General features: G+C 71.7%; 13 protein-coding genes and 1 pseudogene. 10 read left to right on the top strand and 4 right to left on the bottom strand.

Annotation, left to right across the window (positions count from 1 at the left end):
* The first annotated feature begins 10 nt into the window (after positions 1-10).
* Both ACQPXD_RS38825 and ACQPXD_RS38820 read left to right on the top strand, forming a co-directional pair.
* Positions 11-6,727 carry a polymorphic toxin-type HINT domain-containing protein gene (locus ACQPXD_RS38825; protein WP_432827051.1) on the top strand — a complete coding sequence of 2,239 codons (6,717 nt, stop codon included), beginning with the start codon at positions 11-13 and terminating at the stop codon, positions 6,725-6,727.
* A complete protein-coding gene (locus ACQPXD_RS38820; protein WP_432827049.1) occupies positions 6,727-7,176 on the top strand; it encodes a hypothetical protein in 450 nt (149 codons plus the stop codon). The genes ACQPXD_RS38825 and ACQPXD_RS38820 overlap by 1 nt, the downstream gene beginning before the upstream one ends.
* 76 nt (positions 7,177-7,252) lie before the next feature.
* Here the strand turns inward: ACQPXD_RS38820 and ACQPXD_RS38815 are convergent, their stop codons facing one another.
* Positions 7,253-7,837 carry an ATP-dependent Clp protease proteolytic subunit gene (locus ACQPXD_RS38815; protein WP_432827047.1) on the bottom strand — a complete coding sequence of 195 codons (585 nt, stop codon included), beginning with the start codon at positions 7,835-7,837 and terminating at the stop codon, positions 7,253-7,255.
* Positions 7,838-8,003: 166 nt separating this feature from the next.
* Between ACQPXD_RS38815 and ACQPXD_RS38810 the strand changes: the two genes are divergently transcribed.
* The 3 genes and pseudogenes from ACQPXD_RS38810 to ACQPXD_RS38800 all read left to right on the top strand — a co-directional run bounded on the left by ACQPXD_RS38810 (position 8,004) and on the right by ACQPXD_RS38800 (position 9,670).
* Positions 8,004-8,507, top strand: a complete 504-nt coding sequence (locus ACQPXD_RS38810) for a chemotaxis protein CheX (RefSeq protein ID WP_432827045.1) — start codon at positions 8,004-8,006, stop codon at positions 8,505-8,507.
* 120 nt (positions 8,508-8,627) lie between these two features.
* Positions 8,628-8,726 (top strand): annotated as a pseudogene (locus ACQPXD_RS38805) (hypothetical protein); the annotation flags it as partial.
* Positions 8,727-8,743: 17 nt separating this feature from the next.
* Positions 8,744-9,670 carry a hypothetical protein gene (locus ACQPXD_RS38800; protein WP_432844370.1) on the top strand — a complete coding sequence of 309 codons (927 nt, stop codon included), beginning with the start codon at positions 8,744-8,746 and terminating at the stop codon, positions 9,668-9,670.
* 6 nt (positions 9,671-9,676) lie between these two features.
* Here ACQPXD_RS38800 and ACQPXD_RS38795 read toward each other — a convergent pair whose 3' ends face one another.
* Both ACQPXD_RS38795 and ACQPXD_RS38790 read right to left on the bottom strand, forming a co-directional pair.
* Positions 9,677-9,874: a ferredoxin gene (locus tag ACQPXD_RS38795; RefSeq protein ID WP_432827043.1), complete on the bottom strand. Its 198-nt coding sequence runs from the start codon at positions 9,872-9,874 to the stop codon at positions 9,677-9,679.
* An 8-nt stretch (positions 9,875-9,882) separates the two neighbouring features.
* On the bottom strand, positions 9,883-11,088 hold the full coding sequence (locus ACQPXD_RS38790) for a cytochrome P450 (RefSeq protein ID WP_432827041.1): 1,206 nt from the start codon (positions 11,086-11,088) through the stop codon (positions 9,883-9,885).
* A gap of 104 nt (positions 11,089-11,192) precedes the next feature.
* Between ACQPXD_RS38790 and ACQPXD_RS38785 the strand changes: the two genes are divergently transcribed.
* Positions 11,193-11,801, top strand: a complete 609-nt coding sequence (locus tag ACQPXD_RS38785; RefSeq protein WP_432827039.1) for a TetR/AcrR family transcriptional regulator — start codon at positions 11,193-11,195, stop codon at positions 11,799-11,801.
* 8 nt (positions 11,802-11,809) lie between these two features.
* Here ACQPXD_RS38785 and ACQPXD_RS38780 read toward each other — a convergent pair whose 3' ends face one another.
* The gene (locus tag ACQPXD_RS38780) at positions 11,810-12,397 is read right to left on the bottom strand and encodes a TetR/AcrR family transcriptional regulator (RefSeq protein WP_432827037.1); all 588 of its coding nucleotides are present in this window, start codon (positions 12,395-12,397) and stop codon (positions 11,810-11,812) included.
* Between the two features lie 91 nt (positions 12,398-12,488).
* On the opposite strand from ACQPXD_RS38780, the gene ACQPXD_RS38775 reads away from it, so the two are divergent.
* From ACQPXD_RS38775 to ACQPXD_RS38760, 4 genes are all read left to right on the top strand, one after another.
* Positions 12,489-12,956, top strand: coding sequence for a MarR family winged helix-turn-helix transcriptional regulator (locus ACQPXD_RS38775; protein WP_432827035.1), 468 nt, complete (start codon positions 12,489-12,491; stop codon positions 12,954-12,956).
* A complete protein-coding gene (locus ACQPXD_RS38770) occupies positions 12,953-14,539 on the top strand; it encodes an MDR family MFS transporter (protein WP_432827033.1) in 1,587 nt (528 codons plus the stop codon). The genes ACQPXD_RS38775 and ACQPXD_RS38770 overlap by 4 nt, the downstream gene beginning before the upstream one ends.
* Before the next feature lie 835 nt (positions 14,540-15,374).
* Complete coding sequence (locus ACQPXD_RS38765) at positions 15,375-16,139, top strand: phosphodiesterase (RefSeq protein WP_432827031.1); 765 nt, start codon at positions 15,375-15,377, stop codon at positions 16,137-16,139.
* A gap of 116 nt (positions 16,140-16,255) precedes the next feature.
* Positions 16,256-16,717 (top strand): hypothetical protein, encoded by a 462-nt coding sequence (locus ACQPXD_RS38760; protein ID WP_432827029.1) that lies wholly within the window; start codon positions 16,256-16,258, stop codon positions 16,715-16,717.
* Positions 16,718-16,798: the final 81 nt, after the last annotated feature.

Raw genomic sequence — 16,798 nt, 5'->3', positions numbered from 1 at the left:
GCACGCCCGTATGTCCGCCAAGCACACCCGCCGGATGGCGGCGGTCCTGACATTCGTGCTGCTGGCCACGTTCGTGAACGCGGTGGCCACGCCCGCCGGGGCGGCCGTCACCCGCCTGAAGCCGCAGCACTACGACACGGTTCCGGGCGGCGACGCGACGACCACCCCGCACGCCAACGACCCGGCCGCCCGGGCGGCGCAGGCGCAGCGGCCGGCTCCGGTCTGGCCGGCGGCCGGCGAGTCCGTCGTGAACCTCGCCGCCCCCGGCGGCGCCGCGGCGAAGGCCGGTGCCCTGCCGGTCCGGGTCGCGGCCGCCGGCGACAAGGCCGCGGCGGCGACCAGGGCGAAGGTGCAGCTCCTCGCGCACGGCACGGCGCCCCGCAAGGACCGGCCGGAACTGCTGCTGCGGGTCGGCCGCGCGGACGGGGGCAAGCAGGACGCCCCGGTCACGCTGACCGTCGACTATTCCGGCTTCCGCACCGCGGCCGGCGGCGACTTCGGCAACCGGCTGCGGGTGGTCGCCCTGCCCGAGTGCGCACTGTCCACACCGGACAAGGAGGGCTGCGCGGGTACCCCGCTGGCCACGGCCAACGACGGCACCACCGTGACCGCGACCGTGCCCGCCGCCGCGGCGACGCCCGGCACGCTGCTGGCGGTGCAGGCCGGCCCGGCGGGCAGCACCGGCGACTTCACGGCGACCGCGCTGGCAACGTCGGGCAAGTGGCAGGCGGGCACGTCGTCCGGCGACTTCAGCTGGTCGTACCCGATGCGGGTGCCGCCCGGCATCAACGGGCCCGAGCCGCAGGTGGGGCTCGGCTACTCCGCGCAGAGCGTCGACGGGCGCACGGCGGCGTCCAACAACCAGCCGTCCTGGGTCGGCGAGGGGTTCAACCTCGGCGCCGGCTCCATCGAGCGGGAGTACCGCTCCTGCGGCGACGACATGGAACCGGACGCCCAGGGCCGCAAGCCCAACAACACCACCGCGACCGGCGACCTGTGCTGGGTCACCGACAACGCCACGATGTCGCTCAACGGCCGCTCGGTGGAGCTGATCCGCGACGACGCCTCCGGGGCGTTCCGCCCGCGCGACGAGGACGGCTCCAGCATCGAGCGCATCGCCGATACGGGCAACGGCGACGCCGACGGCGAGTACTGGAAGGTCACCACGACCGACGGCACGCAGTACTGGTTCGGCCTCAACCGGCTGCCCGGGTGGACCGCCGGCCGGCCGGAGACCAATTCGACGTGGACCGTGCCGGTCTTCGGCAACCACCCCGGCGAATACTGTCACGCCGATACCTTCGCCGCCTCCTCCTGCGCCCAGGCGTGGCGGTGGAACCTCGACTATGTCGTGGACACCCACGGCAACTCGATGTCCTATTGGTACGTCCGGGAGACCGCCAAGTACGCCCGCAACGGCACGGCGAGCGCGCCCGCCGCCTACGACCGCTCCGGCTGGCTGGACCATATCGACTACGGCACCCGTACCGAGGCGGAGTTCGGCCGGGCGCCGATGCAGGTGTCCTTCTCCACCGCCGACCGCTGCCTGGCCAACTGCGCCACGCACACCGCCGCCACCTGGCCCGACAGCCCGTGGGACCTGGACTGCCCGGGCAGCACCTGCCAGGTCGGCAACCCCACGTTCTGGACCACCCGGCGGCTGGCCGGCGTCACCACCCGCGTGGTGAAGGACGGCGCCTACACCGATGTGGAGTCATGGACCCTCACGCACAGCTTCCCCAGCCCGGGCGACAACACGCGGGCCGGGCTGTGGCTCGCCTCGATCGGGCACGCGGGCCTGGCCGGCGGCGCGAGGCTGGACCTGCCGCAGGTGACGTTCACCGGCGTACAGCTGGACAATCGGGTGGACTCGCAGGGTGACCAGCTGCCGGCGATGAAGTGGTGGCGGGTCGCCTCGATCCGCAACGAGAGCGGCGGCGAGGTCTCGGTCGCCTACGAGCAGCCCGAGTGCAAGCCGGGCGAGGCACGCACGCCGGAGACCAACACCCAGCGCTGCTTCCCCACCCTGTGGACCCCGCCCGGGCAGAGCGCCCCGAAGCTGGACTGGTTCCACAAGTACGTCGTCCGCCAGGTCGTGGAGGCCGACCACACCGGCGGCAACACCCGCGATGTGATCGCCTACGAGTATCTCGGCGGCGGCGCCTGGCACTTCGCCGACGACGACGGGCTGACGCCGGAGAAGTACAAGACCTGGTCGCAGTGGCGCGGCTACGGCACGGTGCGCACCCGCGCGGGCGACGCCGGCGAGCAGACGCTGACCGAGGCCCGCTACTTCCGCGGCATGAACGGCGACAAGCTGCCCGGCGGTACCCGGTCGGCGTCGGTCAAGGACTTCACGGACGCCATCTGGACCGACGACGACGCCCTGGCCGGCCTGGTCCGCGAGCAGATCGTCTACAACGGCACGGATGACAAACCGGTCAGCAGCGTCATCACCGACCCGTGGCAGTCCGCTCCGACCGCGACCCGCAGCGCGGCCGGCCGCACCGCCACCGCCCGGTACACCGACACCGGCACCGTGCGGCAGCGGGTCACGCTCGACGGCGGCCGCGAACCCCGGGTGATCTCCAAGAGCTCGACGTTCGACAAGTACGGCCGTGTGACCAACGTCGACGACCGCGGCGACGAGGCCGTCACCACCGACGACCGGTGCACGATCACCACCTACGCCCCGGACGGCGGCACCGGCCTGCGCACCGCGGTCCAGCGCACCCAGACCTACGCGCTGTCCTGCGCCAAGACGCCGGCCGCCGGCGACGTGCTCGCCGACACGGTGGTCGCCTTCGACGGTGGCGAACCGGGTGCCCCGCCCACCAAGGGCGACGTCAGCCGCCTGCGCTCGATCGCCGGCGGGTCGCCGGCGCAGCCGCAGTACGTCGACGCGGCCCGCAACGAGTACGACCAGTACGGGCGGATCGTGCGCTCCTGGGACGCCAAGGGCAACGTCACCACCCGCTCCTACACGCCGGCCACCGGCGCCGCGCCGACGTCGATGACGTCCACCGACGCCAAGGGCTTCCACACGGTCACCGAGCTGCGCCCGGAGTGGGGCCTGGACGCCGCGACCGTCGACCCGAACGACAACCGGACCGATCTGGGCTACGACCCGCTCGGGCGGCTCACCGGCGTGTGGCTGCCCGGCCGGGACCGGGGCGGCCGGGCGAACGTCGAGTACCAGTACCAGATCGGCACCTCCGGCAGCTCGGTGGCCACCTCCCGGCTCACCGCCAACGGCGGCTATGTCACCAGCTACGTCCTCTACGACGGGCTGCTGCGGCCGCGCCAGACCCAGGCGCCGGCGCCGGGCGGGGAGGGCGGCCGCAACATCACCGACACCATCTACGACAGCGTCGGGCGGGCGTTCAAGACCAACGCGCCGTACGTCGCCGAGGGCGAGGCCGGCACCACCCTGTTCATCCCGGCCAGCGACAAGGCGGTGCCCGCCCAGACCGTGACCGCCTTCGACGGCGCCGGACGGGCGATCGCCGAGACGTTCAAGGCCAAGGACGTTCCGAAGTGGAGCACCCTCACGTACTACGCCGGCGATCGGGTCGACGTGACCCCGCCGACCGGCGGCACCGCCACCAGCACGCTGATCGACGGCCGGGAACGGGTGTCGCAGCTGCGGCAGTACCGCGCCGCGCAGCCCTCCGGCGAGTTCGACGCCACCACCTACACCTACCGCGGCGTCGACCAGATCGCCGCCGTCACCGACCCGGCCGGCAACACCTGGAGCTGGGAGTACGACGTGCGGGGCCGCAACGTCCGCAGTGTCGACCCCGACCGGGGCGCCACGACCTACGCCTACGACGACGCCGACGAGCTGACGTCCACAACGGACAGTCGCGGCCGGACGGTCGCGTTCACCTACGACGAACTCGGCCGCCGCACCGGCGCCTTCGACCGGAGCAGCACTCCCGAGATCCCGCTGGCGTCCTGGACCTACGACACCGTCCCCGGCGGCAAGGGCCGGCCCGCCACCTCCACCCGCTGGATCGGCGCCGACGCCTACGGCAGCCAGATCACCGGGTACACCGCCACCTACCAGACGACCGGCACCCGGATCACCATCCCGGCCGTGGAGGGCGGGCTGGCCGGCACGTACGAGTTCGGCCAGACGTACAAAGCGGACGGCAGCCCCTCCACGCTGACCCTGCCCGGGAAGGCGGACCTGCCCAATGCCGAGGTGATCGGCTACGGCTACGACGCGTTCAACCAGCCCACCACCGTGACCGGGCAGACGTCGTACGTGGCCGGCACGGCGTACACCCGGCTCGGCGAGACCGGCGTGATCACCCTGTCGCACAAGGGCGCCAACGCCGGACCGTTCGTGGAGATCGGGTTCACCTACGACGAGAGCACCCGCCGGCTCGCCCGGCAAGAGGTGATCGCCGAGAACGTGCCGGGCACCGTCGCCGACGTCTCGTTCGACTACGACCAGGCCGGCAACGTCACCCGCACCGCCGACGCGGCCACCGGCGACACCCAGTGCTTCCGGTACGACCCGCTGCGCCGGCTGACCGACGCCTGGACCCCGACGTCCGGGGACTGCAAGCCCGCGCCGTCCCTCGCGCTCAGCGGGCCCGCGCCGTACTGGCAGTCCTGGACGCACGACAAGACCGGCAACCGGCTGACCCAGGTCGACCACCGCACCGCCGGCGACGTCACCACCGAGTACACCTATCCGGCGACCGGCGCGGCCCAGCCGCACGCGGTCACCGGCCGCACGGTCAAATCGGGCGGCCAGTCCGTCACCACCGCCTACACCTACGACCAGGCCGGCAACACGCTGACCCGAGCCTCCGCCTCCGGCGACGCCCAGGCGCTCACCTGGGACAGCGAGGGCAACCTGGCCCGGGTCACCGAGGACGGCGCCACCACCTCGTTCGTCTACACCCCCAACGGCGACCGGCTCATCCGGCGCGACGCCACCGGCAGCACGCTCTACCTGCCCGGCATGGAGGTCCGCTCGGACCGGACCTCGGGCCAGGTGAGCACCACCCGGTACTACGCGCTGCAGGACCGGACGCTGGCCCAGCGCACCGCCGCCGGGCTGACCTGGCTCGTCCCGGACCGCCAGGGCACCGCGCAGGTCGCCGTCAGCGCCGACGACCAGCGGGTCACCCGGCGCCGGGACAACCCCTTCGGCGAGCCGCGCGGCGCGGTGCCGCCCTGGCCCAACCAGCACGGGTTCCTCGGCGGCGTCGAGGACCCGACCGGCCTGGTATACCTCGGCGCCCGCGAGTACGACCCCGGTATCGGCCGCTTCGTCTCGGTCGACCCGCTGCTGGACCCGGCCAACCCGCAGCAGCTCAACGGCTACGCCTACGCGAACAACTCGCCGGTCACCTACTCCGACGCCGACGGCAAGATGCCCTGCGGCCCGGACGGCGAGCCCTGCGGCTACGGCGTGGTCCCGCCGGTGGTGCAGCAATGGACGGCCGTGGCCGCCGCGGTGCGCAACGTCGTCAACGTTGCCCGCCGGGCCATCGTGCGCACCGCGACGCAGACCACGTACAAGCACGGCACCGTGCTGACCAAGGTCATCACGATCGACAACACCGAGCTGTACTTCATCAACGGCGACTCCGAACACCCGCTCCAGTACGGCGCCGTCAAGGACGCGGACGCGTTCGCGGCCGAGTTCGACGAGTTCCTGGCCAACCAGCGGGCGAAGGACCCCGAGACCCGGACACTGGCCGCGATGGCGCTGGCGTGCGACACCGGGCGGCCCGGCTGCAGCAACGCCTTCGCCTACGGCCTGAGCGGCGCCGTCGCCAAGCACATCAGCATCACCCAGCCCGGCTGCGACGAACGCTGCCGGCACCTGGCCGACTTCCTCGCCGAGCTCGTCTTCGGCGCGGTCTTCGCGGGCGCCGGTGCCGTCGGGAGCCGCCTCGGCGGCGCGGTGCGCACGCGTGGACTCTGCGGCCCCAACAGCTTCGCCTCGGGCACGCCGGTGCTCATGGCCGACGGCACCGCCGTGCCGATCGACGGACTCAAGATCGGCGACAAGGTCCTCGCCACCGACCCGGCAACCGGCAGGACCGCCGGGAAGACCGTGACCGCGCTCATCACCGACACCGGCGACAAGGATCTCGTCCAGCTCACCGTCGATACCGACGGCCCGGCCGGCGACGCCGTCGCGACCATCGCCACCACGACCCACCACCTGCTGTGGTCACCGACCCGCGGCGAATGGGTCGCCGCCGGGGACCTGACCATCGGCGATGCACTCCGCGACAGCGAGGGCACCCCACTGGCCCTCGTCGCCCGCCGCGAGTTCGCCTTGCCCACCACCGTCTACAACCTGACCGTCGACGGCCTCCACACCTACTATGTGATCGTCGGCACCACCTCGGTGCTGGTTCACAACACGGGTCCCTATGCCTGCCTGCTTGGTGACGATGGCCTTCCGGTTGGAGGGCACACCTGGGGAACCGAAAGGCCTCCGTGGACCGGCGGCAAACCGAATTCCGTCTACACTCGTACGGGCCAAGACGGCACACCGGTGCAGAATACGATCTATGATTCAGATGGAAAGGCTGTCGGTCAATTCGACTTCAAGGACCACGGAACTGGAGGCCCTCACGGCCATGTCATCGATCCTCCGGGGACTCCAGGCGGTGGTCACGGTCCCGGTGCACCGCATATTCCGCAATCTGAACTACCGCCTGGATGGAACTTGCGCCCAGGAGGGAACTGATGGTGAACAGTCCGGATGAGTCGGCTTTGGTCACCGAATTCCTGGACAGGTTTCTTGGCTTTGAGGATGGCGTAATAAGCCGGATCTCCATCGTACTTCCACGAGGAGACAGGGGAGGGCGCCGAATCGAGTTGGAGATTCAGGCGCTTGACCGAAAGGCTCCGGCCGAAGAAGGTCCGGGGGGTCGCCTCTTCGGCTGGAAGCTGGTGCGGATATTTATGCACGGCATTGAGGAATACAGCTTGGGAGAGACAATCGAATACCCGCTCCAGGTTCTTTCCGACGGGCTGAAGATCGGATTCTTGGGCGATCGGTTCCTGCTTGACTTGGACCCGGGTCCGGATGAGTGGTCCTCGCTCGCGATCCAAGACTTATCAACCAGCTACTCCAAGCAATACATCGTCGCAAGGGGTTTCTCGTTCGAAGTAGCGGATGGGCCTTTCATCTGATGGAGTTCGGCGCTGTCGGCCGCGCTCGACGAAACTCGGCCCACACGGACTTGCGGGCCGCCCTGCACAGGCAGGATCAGCGTTTGACGATCGAGGTGATCAGGCCGTATTCGATGGCTTCCTCGGCGGTGAGGGTGCGGCCCGACTGGAGGTCGTCCTCCACGCGGGAGCGGGGCTGGCCGGTGGCGGCGGCGATGCGCAGGATCAGGTCCTCCAGGTCGCGCAGGTAGCGGCCGGCCTCGGCGACGACCTGGTCGGCCGTGCCGCCCGGGGAGGAAACCTTCGGCTCGGACAGGCGGAACCGGGCGTGGGCGAAGGCCGAGCGCTGGCTCGCCGCGCAGAACACGCCCAGGGCGGCGGCGCTCACCTCGCCGACGGCGGTGGCGTGGACCGGGGCCTGCATGGCGTCGATCGCGTCGACCAGGGTCCACACCGCGGCGAGCGTGCCCTGCTCGGCGCTCATGTGCACGCTGACCGGGTCCGGGCCGGACGCGTCGAGGGCGAGCAGCGTGGCCGCGGCGCGGGAGGCCATCTCGGGCTCGATCGGGCCGCGCAGGAACACCATGCGGCGGCCGAACAGCTGCTCGTCGAGCCAGGGGGCGTGTGGCGCCGGCGGCAGGGGTGGGTCGTCGTCGGGGCGCCGGTCGTAGCGTGAGCGCATGAGCCGAACTTAGGCCAGAACCGGCGGTCTGGCATTCCGCTGGCGGCTGAACTCGTACCGACCCGGCCAAAACCGCCAATCCGGTCGTACTGAAACCTTCGGCTGGCACCATGCGGGGGAGAGGGGCACCGGTCGGCGGTGCCGCGCGCAACCGTCGGGAGCCGCCATGGCGGACGTTTCCACCGCAGAGTCCGGGCTGGTCGACCGGGACCTCATCGAGATCGTGAACGAGGTCTGGGACGCCTACCTGCAGCAGCCCGGGGCCGCCCCGGCCGACTCCGCGGAAGCCACGGACCCGCGGGCGGTGATCGCCGCCGTCTCGATCACCGGCGCCTGGGAGGGGCACGTCCGCGTGCTCGTGCCGCCCGCCGCGGCCGCCGACATCACCGCCATCATGCTGGCCATCGAGCCGGGCGAGATCACCGACCAGGACGTCACCGACGCCATGGGCGAGCTCATCAACGTCGTCGGCGGCAACGTCAAGACCCGCGGCATCCAGCCCGCCAGGCTGGGCCTGCCCGTCGTCGCCACCGGCAAGATGCTCTTCCCCGCCACCCGCGAGACCCACCGCCTGTCGGTGCGCTGGCTGGACGACTCGCCGATCACGTTCAGCGTCCTGCACGTCAACCCGGACCGCGCCGCGCTGCCGCTGGTGGCGAAGCACCGCTGATCATCCGAACGAATCGCCGGGCCCACGTGTAACACCGCGGGGGCCTGGAGACGCTTCTTCCCAGCGGCAGCGGTCTGGGGAGGAGTCCAGGGGTTGGCGGAGCGTTGGTACCGCAACGGCGTGATCTACAGCTTCGACGTGCGCGCGTTCCAGGACTCCGGCGGTGACGGGATCGGCGACCTGCGGGGGCTGATCAGCCGCATCGACTCCCTCGGCCGGCTCGGCGTGACCACGCTGTGGCTGAGCCCGATCCACCCAGCCCGTGGCGCGACGGCGGCTACGACGTCACCGACCATTACGGTATCGACCCGGCGCTGGGCAGCCTCGGGGACTTCGCCGAGCTGCGCGAGCGCATGTCGTGGCGGCGCGGCGACGCGGTCTTCCTGGCCGAGGCCAACGTGCCCAACGACGACCTGGTCCAGTTCTTCGGCGACGCCGACGGGGCGGCGAACCGGCTGCAGATGATGTTCGCGTTCCGGCTCAACGAGGCGCTGCTGTTGTCCCTGGCCCGCGAGGACCCGGAACCGGTCGGCCGGGCCCTCGCAACGCTGCCGCCGCTGCCCCGGCACGGGCAGTGGGCGGTCTTCCTGCGCAACCACGACGAGGTCGACCTGTCGCAGCTGTCCGAGGCGGAGCGGCAGGAGGTCTTCGCCGCCTTCGGCCCGCAACGCCGCCAGCAGCTCTACGGGCGGGGCATCCGCCGCCGGCTGGCCACGATGCTCAACGGCGGCCACCGCCGCCTGCGCATGGCCTACAGCCTGCAGTTCACCATGCCCGGCACGCCGGTGCTGCGGTACGGCGACGAGATCGGCATGGGCGAGGACCTGCGGCTGCCGGAGCGCGACGCGATCCGCACCCCGATGATGCTGCACACCCGGCGCGAGTGCGGCGAGATCGGCATCGGGCACCACGGCGTGATCCCGGTCGAGCCGGCGCACGTGCTCGCGCACCGGGCCGAGGCGCCCAGCGGATCGCTGGTCTTCCTGGACAACCTCGCCGACCGGCCCGCCCGGGTCGGCCTGCCGGAGCAGCCCGACGCGGACGACGAACCGGTCGAGGTGTTCAGCGACCGGGAGTACCCCCATCTGGACCTGAACGACCTGGAACTGGACGGCTACGGCTTCCGCTGGATCCGGCTGCGCCGCACCCACGCGCCGCACTGACCGCCGTCAGTCCACGATGGACAGTGCGCGGCTCGGGCAGACGTGGACGGCCTCCCGCAACAGCTGCGAGGTCTGCTCGTCCTCGGGCCGCTCGCGCAGGATGAGGACGGTGCCGTCGTCGTCGTTCTGGTCGAAGGTGGCCGGGTCGGTCAGCACGCACTGGCCGGCGCCGACGCAGCGGCTGGTGTCCGCGACGATGCGCATCGGGCGTCCTACCGCTCGGCCGGGTCCCAGGCCACCGGCAGCTCGTAGAGCCCGTAGAGGATCGCGTCGTCCTTGAACGGCAGGTCGTCGACCGGGGCCGCCAGCCGCAGCCCCGGCACCCGGCGGAACAGCGTGTCGAACACGATCTGCAGCTCCAGCCGGGCCAGGTTCTGCCCGAGGCACTGGTGCGCGCCGAAGCCGAACGCCACGTGGTGGCGCGCCCCGCGCTCGAAGTCGAGCTCGTCGCCGTGGTCGAAGGCGGCCGGGTCCCGGTTCGCCGTGTTGCCCAGCGTCACGACGCCCTCGCCGGCCTGGATGAGGGTCCCGCCGATCTCGACGTCCTGGATGGCGACGCGGGAGGTGGCGAACTCGGCGATGGTGAAATACCGCAGCAGCTCCTCGACCGCGCGCGGGGTGACCTGCGGGTCGGCGCGCAGTGCGGCCAGCTGGTCCGGGTGCTCCAGCAGCGTCATGACGCCGAGGGAGATCATGTTCGCGGTGGTCTCGTGCCCGGCGATGAGCAGCAGGATGCCCAGGCTGATCACGTCCTCGCGGGCCTGCGGCCCCCACTCGCCCGCCAGCGCGATCTGCCGGCTCAGCAGGTCGTCGCCGGGCGTCGCGGCCTTCTCGTCCACCAGAGCGCTGATGTACGACTTGATCTCCCCGATCGACCGGTCCCGCTCCTCCGCCGGCGTCGTGGCGCGCAGCAGGTTGGCCGTGTGCTGCTGGAAGAACTCGTGGTCGGCATAGGGCACGCCGAGCAGCTCGCAGATGACCAGCGACGGCACCGGCAGGGACAGCGCCCGGACCAGGTCGGCCGGGGACGGGCCGGCGAGCAGCGCGTCGATGTGCTCGTCGACGATCTGCTGGACGCGCGGGCGCAGGGCGGCGATCCGCTTCACCGTGAACTCGCCCACCACCTTGCGCCGGGCGGGGCCGTGCTCGGGCGGGTCCATCGCGATCAGCGAGCGCCCGACGCCGTTGGGCCGCGGCCGGCCCGCGAACAGCAGCGGGAAGCCCGGGTGCCATCGATCGGAGCTGAACCGGGGGTCGGACAGCATCGCGCGGACGTCGTCGAGCCGGGTCAGCGCCCACGCGGTCGAGCCGCTGGGCAGCTCCACCCGGGCGACGGGCTCCTCCTGGCTGAGCCGGACGTGCTCGGCCGGGGGCGCGAAGGGACAGGTGCGCTGGACGGGGAGCGGGGATGCCATCATGATCACCTTACCGATCTATGTGGACGAAAATCCTCCGGTTGGCATCGACCGTACCCCAGGTGTTGTCGGCCCGTCCACGCGCGGCGGGATGCGAGAATTCGCGCATGACGGCAGATTCGACGCCGCGATTACGGGCCGACGCGCGCCGCAATCGCGACCAGATCATGGCCGCGGCCAAGGCCGTGTTCGCCGAGCTGGGCCCCGACGTGCCGATGGACGAGATCGCCCGGCGCGCCGGGGTCGGCGTCGGCACGCTCTACCGGCGGTTCCCCGACCGTGACGCGCTGCTCAAGGCGGTGATCGAGGAATCCCTCGCCGCCGTGCTGGCCGACGCCCGGGCCGGCAGCGCCGAGGAGCCCACCGCGTGGGACGCGCTGGTGCGGTTCATGGGCCGCTCCCGGGAGATGCGGCTCAGCGTCCGGCTCGCGATGGCGTCCCCGCCCGGCTGGACCCGGATCGTCGGGGAGCCGCAGGTCCGGCAGTTCCGCGACGACATGATGGCGGTGCTCACCGACATCGTGCGGCGGGCGCAGGACGAGGGCGCGCTGCGCGGCGATGTCGGGCCCGACGATGTGGCCGTGCTCCTCTCGCTGCTGCTGCACCGGTTGCCCGGCGACAGCGACGCCGTGGCCGAGCGGATGCTGGAGCGCGCGCTGGTGGTCATCCTCGACGGCCTGCGCGCCCGCCCGGGCACCCCGCTGCCGCGCGGCTGATCCGCCGGTCAGCGGAAGGCGGCGCCGATCTCGTCCAGGGCCTCGCGCATCACGTCGGGCAGTGCCGTGCCGGACGGGCGGTCCAGCCACTCCTGCACCGCGACCCGCATCGCGACCAGGAAGGCCGCGGCCATCAGCCGGGTGCGCAGCGGGCAGGTCGCCGACCACTCGGCGCGGGCGGCGATCGCGGCGGCCACCTCGTTCTCCATCGCGGCATAGGTCGACACCTGCTGCGCGGCCAGGGCCGGGTGCCGGCGGACCAGGCGCACCTGGGCCACCCAGCGCGGGTCGCGGGCGCCGAGGACGTGCTGCAGGCCGAGCGCCGCGCCGGTCAGGGCGGCCCACGGCGCCTCGGCGGCCGGGCGCTCCCGGATCGCGTCGACCAGCATGTGCATGCGCACCTGGTCGCCGTAGAGCAGGGCCTCTTCCTTGCTGGCGAAGTAGTTGGAGAACGTGCGCCGGGAGACCTCGGCCGCGTCGGCGATCGCCTCCACGGTGACCTTGTCCAGGCCGTGCTCGATCGACAGCGCCACGGCGGCCTCGTGCAGGGCCTGCCGCGTGGCGGTCTTCTTGCGCTCTCGCAGGCCCGGCCGCACGCCTCGATGTTACCTAATTCTCATTGGGCAAACTTGCGCGTTGGGCAAGTTTTTTGGATGCTTGTAGCAGGCAAGTATTCGGGAGGGCCCGGTGGAGCACGTCGACGCGCTGCGTGACGAGGTGCGCGAGTTCATGAAGGTCGTACGCCTGGTGAAACAGCATCACCAGGCGGGCAACGGCATGCTCGCGCCCGGCGTCGCGGGCATGCTGGCCGTCATCGAGCGCCTAGCCGGCGGCTGCCACCTCAAGGAGCTCGCCGTCAGCTGCGGGCTGGACCAGTCGACGACCAGCCGGGCGGTCAGCGCGTTCGTGCACGACGGGCTCGTGCGCCGGGTCGCCGACCCGCGCGACGGCCGGGCCAGCTTCCTCGAGCTCACCGACGCCGGGCGGGACGCGATGCGGCGGACCAACGACTGCTACACCGCACTGCTCGGCGCCGCGCTGCGCGACTGGAGCGCCGCCGAGGTCCAGCTCTTCTGCCAAATGCTTCGCCGCTTCGCGGAATCCCTCGCGCGGAGCGCGGAAATGGATCGCACCACCATGGAGGCAACACGATGAGTCAGACGCAAACCGACGAGGAGCCGATGACGCATCGGCAAGTCCTGGAGGCGCTCAGCGGGCTGCTGCTCGCGCTGTTCGTCGCGATGGTCAGCTCCACGATCGTCTCGACGGCGCTGCCGAAGATCATCGGCGCGCTCAACGGCACGCAGACGCAGTACACCTGGGTCGTCACCGCCACCCTGCTCGCCGCGACCGCGACGACGCCGATCTGGGGCAAGCTGGCCGACCTGTACAGCAAGAAGATCCTGGTCCAGGCCTCGATCGTCATCTTCGTCCTGGGCTCGATGATCAGCGGCCTGGCGCAGAACACCGGCGAGCTCATCGCGGCCCGCGCCTTCCAGGGCATCGGCGTCGGCGGCCTGCAGGCGTTGGTCCAGGTCGTGATCGCGGCGATGATCCCGCCGCGGGAGCGCGGCCGTTACAACGGCTACCTCGGCGGCGTCATGGCCGTGGCCACCGTCGGCGGCCCGCTGCTGGGCGGCCTGATCGTCGACACGTCGTGGCTGGGCTGGCGCTGGTGTTTCTTCGTGGGGGTACCGGTGGCGATCCTCGCCCTGATCGTGCTCCAGCGCACCCTGCACGTGGCCACCATCCGGCGTGACAACGTGAAGATCGACTACGCGGGCGCGGGGCTCATCGCGGCCGGCGTGAGCGTGCTGCTCATCTGGGTGTCGTTCGTCGACAACACCTTCGCGTGGCTGTCCTGGCAGACCGCGGTCATGGTGATCGGCGGGCTGCTGCTGCTCGCGATCGCCGTGTGGGTCGAGTCCCGCGCCGCCGAGCCGGTGGTGCCGCTGCCCATCCTCGCCCGGCGCACGACCGCGCTGTCCATCCTGGCCAGCCTGGCCGTGGGCATGGCGATGTTCGGCGGTGCCGTCTTCCTCGGTCAGTACTTCCAGATCGGCCGCGGCTACACGCCCACCCAGGCCGGCCTGCTCACGATCCCGCTGATGGCGGGCGTGCTGGTCAGCTCGATCGTGGTCGGCCGGCTGATCACCAGGACGGGCAAGATCAAGCCGTACATCCTCACCGGAACGATCGTGCTCGTCGCGGGCTTCGCCGCACTGGCGACGGTCGACCACGAGACCTCGCTGGTGTACGTCGGCGCGGGCATGCTGCTGGTCGGCGTCGGCGTGGGCATGTCGATGCAGAACCTGGTGCTGGCGGTGCAGAACACGGTGCCGCTCAAGGACATCGGCGCGGCCAGCTCGACGGTGGCGTTCTTCCGCTCGCTGGGCGGCACGATCGGCGTGTCGGTGCTCGGCGCGGTGCTGGCCCGGCGGGTCACGACCAACATCACGGACTCGCTCGCGGCGGCCGGCATCCAGGCGCCGGCGGGCGGCGAGCAGACCAGCAACCTCAACCTCAGCGCGCTGCCCGAGGCGATGCAGCACATCGTGCGCGCCGCCTACGGCGACGCCACCGGCCACATCTTCCTCATCTCGGCCGCGATCGCGGTGGTCGGCGTGATCGCCGCGGTGTTCATGCGCCCGGCGACGCTGCGCAGCACGCTCGACCTGTCGACCGCGAAGGCCGCCGAGTCCGCCGACCAGCCGATCGGGGCGGGCGCCGGTAAATGATGATAAATCCGGTAAGTCCGGACACGGAGTGTCTGGACTTACCGGAGTGAAGCTGGGCGGGACGGCACACCCCTGGAGCCGTCCCGCCCCTTTTGCTGCGTCGCGGTCGCGGTCGCGGTCGTCGTCGTCGTGGTCGTGGTCGTGGTCGTGGTCGTCGCGGTCGTCGTCGTCGTGGTCGTCGTCGTCGTCGCCCCCGATGCCGTCGCCGGCTGCAGCCGCGGACGCGGACGCCAGCCGCGGACGCCGACCCCGATGCCGACGCGGACGCCGACGCCGGCCGCAGCCGGCCGTCGCAGGTGGCCGAGCATGCGCCCGATTTGTCCGCCTCCGGTGGCGGTGCCCCAATACCGCAGCGCACCGGCGACCCTCTGCCGCACCTCGCGCGAACCCGGGCGAGCACGCCGCGCCCGCGGCGGGTGAATCTCTCCGTGATCATGATGTCCGCGGTGGTCGCACCACGGGTTTGCCATGATCCCGGAGACTTTCGGTACACGGGTGTACATCAGCGCTCCGTGATCATGAAAAACCGTTGGTGTCGGCGGTGGTGCGGCATGATCGCGGAGACTTCCGGTCGCTCCGCCGCCCCCGCGCCCCGCGCCCCGCGCCCCGCGCCCCGCGCCCGCGCCCCGCGCCCGCGCCCCGCGCCCGCGCCCGCGCCCGCGCCCGCGCCCGCGCCCCGCGCGCGCCCCGCGCCCCGCGCGCGGCGGGTGCGGGGGTGCGGGCCGGGCGCGATCATGGCCAAGCCGGCGACGCGGCCGCGAACCGTGCGAACCGCGTCGGGCGTCTCGTTGAGGTCTCGGGCGGCGGAGGTGGAGACGCGCGGAGAATTGGCGGCATGCCGCTCATCGCGCACCTCAGCGATCCACATATCACCACCGGGCCGTTAGCCGCCGAGCCGGCCGCCGGGCTCTACCGGGCCCTCACCCGCGTGCTCGCGCTGGAGCCGGTGCCCGACTGCGTGGTCATCACCGGCGACCTGGTCGACCGGGGCCGCGAGGGGGAGTACGACGTCCTGCGCGACCTGCTGCGGCGCTACCCCGTGCCGGTGCACCTGGTGCCCGGCAACCACGACGGCAAGGCCGCGCTCCAGCAGGCGTTCGGGCTGGCCGAGACCTCCTACGCGGCGGAGTACGACCGGTTCACCGTCGTCGTGCTCGACTCGCTGCGCCCCGAGCTCGGCGACGCCGGCCTCCTCGGCGACGAGCAACTCGTCTGGCTCGACGAGGCGCTCGGGCGGCGGACGGGGGTGCCCGCCTTCGTCTGCCTGCATCATCCGCCGGTCCGGGTCGGCGTCCCGGGCATGGACACCATCCGGCTGGTCGACGGGCCGGGCCTGGCCGAGGTGGTGCGCCGGCACCCGCACGTCGTGCGCGTGCTCGCCGGCCACCTGCACCGGGTGGTCACCGCCGGGTTCGCCGGCACCGTGCTCAGCGTCGCGCCGAGCACGTACCGGCAGGTCGACCTGGGGCTGCGCGAGGGCCGCCCGGTGAGCTTCGTGGCCGAGCCGGCCGGCTTCCTGCTGCACCGGCTGGAGGGCGAGGAGTGCGTGACGCACCTGGTGCAAATAACCCATACTGGTGCGCCGGTGACCGCATATTGAGCCCGATCCTCCGATAGCCGCGTGGCACGTTTCCGGGATTTGGTGCATTGCGGCTGCCCGTACCGTGAATGCAGCACCACCCCCCACGCTGACATGCACCCGAGAGGAACACCCCGATGAGCGAGTACGGCGATTTCGACGCCGGCCAGGAGCACGCCTCCCTGGAGGCCGTGCACGAGGACCAGGGCGCGGAGCTGGACCACCAGTCGCAGTACGGCATCCTCGAGCAGGACCACCACAGCGTCGAGCACGAGGAGTTCGAGCAGCTCAAGCACATTGAGTACACCGACGCGGCCGGCAACCACTACGAGGTCACGGAGTACACGCACTACGAGCACACCGAGATCGAGGACGAGCACACCTTCGCCGCCTACGGCTCGGAGAGCGACGGCCAGGCCGGCTTCGGCGAGGCGGACCACGCCTCGGAGGGCCTGCACGCCGGCGTGATCGAGTCGGGCCACCAGAGCTTCGGCGTCGAGAGCCTGAGCTCGGGCCTGGAGAGCATCACCGCCCGGTTCGAGGACTTCCTCGGCTCCGGCTTCGGCCACGACAACGAGATCAACGACGCCAGCGCGTGACCATTTCCTCTCGGGGCGGTGAGATCGCGCTCACGACGCCGGTCGGCGGCCAGGCCGCTGACCGGCGTCGTGCCGTGTCCG

The organism is Dactylosporangium sp. CA-092794 (genome assembly GCF_050948465.1).
Classification (GTDB): Bacteria; Actinomycetota; Actinomycetes; order Mycobacteriales; family Micromonosporaceae; genus Dactylosporangium.
This window is presented reverse-complemented; position numbering and strand designations above follow the sequence as displayed.